Annotated in this window: 4 protein-coding genes and 1 pseudogene; 3 read left to right on the plus strand and 2 right to left on the minus strand. The window is 63.9% G+C overall.

What is annotated here, in order from left to right; translation table 11 throughout:
- On the plus strand, positions 1–206 hold a 206-nt coding region (locus GX543_RS17735; protein ID WP_290853850.1), incomplete at its 5' end, for an SMR family transporter.
- 4 nt (positions 207–210) lie between these two features.
- On the opposite strand, the gene GX543_RS17740 is transcribed toward GX543_RS17735, so the two are convergent.
- Entirely contained in the window at positions 211–591 is a 381-nt protein-coding gene (locus GX543_RS17740; protein ID WP_290853852.1) for a helix-turn-helix domain-containing protein, read from the minus strand.
- Positions 592–674: 83 nt separating this feature from the next.
- On the opposite strand from GX543_RS17740, the gene GX543_RS17745 reads away from it, so the two are divergent.
- The gene (locus GX543_RS17745) at positions 675–1,085 is read left to right on the plus strand and encodes a RidA family protein (RefSeq protein WP_290853855.1); all 411 of its coding nucleotides are present in this window, start codon (positions 675–677) and stop codon (positions 1,083–1,085) included.
- A 26-nt stretch (positions 1,086–1,111) separates the two neighbouring features.
- Here GX543_RS17745 and GX543_RS17750 read toward each other — a convergent pair whose 3' ends face one another.
- Positions 1,112–2,509: a short-chain fatty acyl-CoA regulator family protein gene (locus GX543_RS17750; RefSeq protein ID WP_290853857.1), complete on the minus strand. Its 1,398-nt coding sequence runs from the start codon at positions 2,507–2,509 to the stop codon at positions 1,112–1,114.
- A gap of 119 nt (positions 2,510–2,628) precedes the next feature.
- On the opposite strand from GX543_RS17750, the pseudogene GX543_RS17755 reads away from it, so the two are divergent.
- Positions 2,629–2,818: pseudogene (locus tag GX543_RS17755) on the plus strand (MmgE/PrpD family protein); the annotation flags it as partial.

The raw sequence follows: 2,818 nt of genomic DNA on the forward strand, positions 1-2,818 counted from the left end.
TCGCGATCGTCATCAGCATGGGCGGCCTGGCCTACGCGATGCGCGAGCTGCCCACCGGCAGTTCCTACGCCATCTGGGTCGGCATCGGCGCCACCGGCGCCGTGGTCTACGGAATGCTCACCGGCGCCGAGACCACGACCATCGGCAAGATCGTCTGCATCATCGCCATCGTCGGCGGCGTGATCGGGCTCAAGCTCGTCGGCTGACGACTCACGCCGAGTCGGATTCGTCGAAGAACGCACGCGCCGCCTCGATTGCCGCCGCGGAATCGTCGGCCCACTGTAGCAACACGTCGATCGGGTGCCGAAGCGTCTTGCCGAGGCCCGTGATGCGGTACTCGATCGCGACGGGTCGAGTGTCCAGTACCTGACGTTGGACGATCCCGTTGCGCTCGAGTCGGCGCAGGGTCGCGGTCAACGATTTCGGCGTTACCGCCGGGATGGCCCGGCGCAGATCGTTGAATCGGCACGGCGCCTCGCAGAGTTCATTGAGCACCGCGAGCGACCACTTGTCGAGGACTTGATCGAGCAGCTCTCGGTGCGGCGCGGTGATCGTGACATCGCCATGTACGGCGAGGGAGGGATCGGTCATGCTACCTAGTTTCGTTGAAGTTACCCATATAGATCAAGTATCACTTGTATACCTTCTTTGATTCCTACCCCGAGGAGAACCTCATGACTGTTCGCTACCTGACCCCCACCGGCATGACGCAGCCCGCTCCCTACCATCACGTCGCCGCCGGGACGGGAGCCACCCACATCCACGTGGCCGGACAGATCTCGCGCCTGGCCGATGGCACCCCGGCGTCCGACGGCGACCTTGCAGGGCAGGTCGCCCAGGCACTGCGAAACACCGCAACCGGCCTCGCCGGTGCCGGTGCGACCCTGAGTGACGTCCTTCGCCTCACCTTCTACGTCACTGACTGGGAACCCGGAAAGATCGACGAGTTCATGGCAGGCGTCGAACGGGTCGCCGAGGAGATCGGGTTGCCGCTCCCGCTGCCGCCGGCCTCCCTCATCGGCGTGGACTACCTCTTCGAACCAGGTGTTCTGGTGGAAGTCGAGGCCACCGCGATCATCGACTGAGTTGGGCCGCCCATCTGGCTCACGCCTCAAGCGGGCCGATACGGCACCGCGTCGCTGACCTTCTCATCGATGAGAATGCCGTGACCCAGCATGGGAAACGCCCGCTGGGGACACGCCGGACGGTCGCACACCTTACAACCACCGCCGATCGGGACCACTGTGCGAGCATCCTCGAGATCGACCCCCGTCGCATAGACCAAGTCGTCGGCGTACGACAGGTCGCAGCCGAGTCCGATCGCGAACTCCGGGGTCGGTGCGAGATGCCCACCCGGTCCTGCATCGGTAGTCCGCGCCAACCAGAAGTATTTGCGCCCGTCGGGCATCTCCGAGACCTGTGTATGAATCCGACCGGCCATCGAGAACGCGTCGTGGACCACCCACAGCGGACAGTTCCCTCCAACGCGGGAGAAGTGAAAAGCGGTCGCCGACTGTCGTTTTGAGATGTTGCCTGCACGATCGACCCGCACGAAGATGAACGGGATCCCGCGGTCACCGGGCCGCTGAAGAGTCGAGAGTCGGTGACACACCGTCTCGAAACCGACTTCGAAGCGGCGGGCGAGGAGGCCGATGTCGTACCGCAACTGCCTTGCTACGGAAGCGAACTCACCGTAAGGGAGGACCAGAGCGCCCGCGAAGTAGTTGGCCAGCCCCACCCGCAGCACGGCGCGTGAATCCTCGGCGACTGCCGACGCGTCGACTAGCGCATCGATCCGTTTCCGCTGCGAAAGCAAAGCCAACTGGGTGGCGAGTTGAAACGCACGCTGACCGGCGGTGAGATAGCGGGCCAGCATCACCGTCGACGACTCCTCATCGAACCTGCGTTTGGCGCCGTCCGGATCGGTGGACGCCCCGATCTGCACGCGGACGCCGTACGCCTGGTCAAGATACCTCGCAAGCTGGAGGTCCAAGCCGCCGATCGAGAAGCCCTCGTCCCGAAAGAGCTGCTCCGCCGCCGCGTCGAGCTCCGCGATGTGATTGCGCCGATCGTAGAAGTAGTCGCGAACCTGTTCGAACGGAGTCACCGGGACATCGGGAGGCGCAACTCCCGCGGACTGCTGGTCTTCGAGTTCGGCCGTGGCCGCGCTCAATCGACGATGCAGATTCACCAAGGTTCGACCGACGGACGGCATCCGCGACACTAGTTCGGTGATCTCGGCGCGGTCGGCCTCCTCGCCGTGAGCCAGGAGGGCATCGGCGATGTCGGCCGACAGACGCGCGTCACCGGAGTCCGCGAAGTAGTCGGCAGGCAGGTCGAACGTCGAGGTGAGAGTCAACAGCACCGGAACGGTGATCGGCCGCTGATTGTTCTCGAGCTGGTTCACATACGTCGTCGACATATCGATTCGACGCGCCAACGCGGCCTGACTGATGCCGAGATCAGCTCGCATCCGACGCAATCGCGCCCCAACGTACGTCTTCGCCATGTCCGCAACGATACGACATCGACCATCCGCACAATCCGCAGAAGTGGCTCGGCATCTACGCATAAATACGCATCTGCCAGGACTTACGCCAACCCTGGAGTCATGCGTACGGTGCAAATATGATCAATCACGAAGTACGCACCCGACGCAGCGCCAACGAGTTCCCGACTACCGAGCACCTGGCCTACAAGATCGCTCAAGTCGCCGTCGATCCGGTGGAGGTCCCGGCCGATACCGCCGAGATGATCGTCAACCGCATCATCGACAACGCCGCCGTCAGCGCGGCGTCGGTCGCCCGCCGACCAGTCA

Source organism: Gordonia sp. (in: high G+C Gram-positive bacteria) (assembly GCF_012515855.1).
GTDB lineage: Bacteria > Actinomycetota > Actinomycetes > Mycobacteriales > Mycobacteriaceae > Gordonia.

Excerpts from the sequence above, each read along its gene's own strand:
- GX543_RS17740 (WP_290853852.1), bottom strand. The coding sequence starts at position 591 with ATGACCGATCCCTCCCTCGCCGTACATGGCGATGTCACGATCACCGCG.
- GX543_RS17745 (WP_290853855.1), top strand. The coding sequence starts at position 675 with ATGACTGTTCGCTACCTGACCCCCACCGGCATGACGCAGCCCGCTCCC.
- GX543_RS17750 (WP_290853857.1), bottom strand. The coding sequence starts at position 2,509 with ATGGCGAAGACGTACGTTGGGGCGCGATTGCGTCGGATGCGAGCTGAT.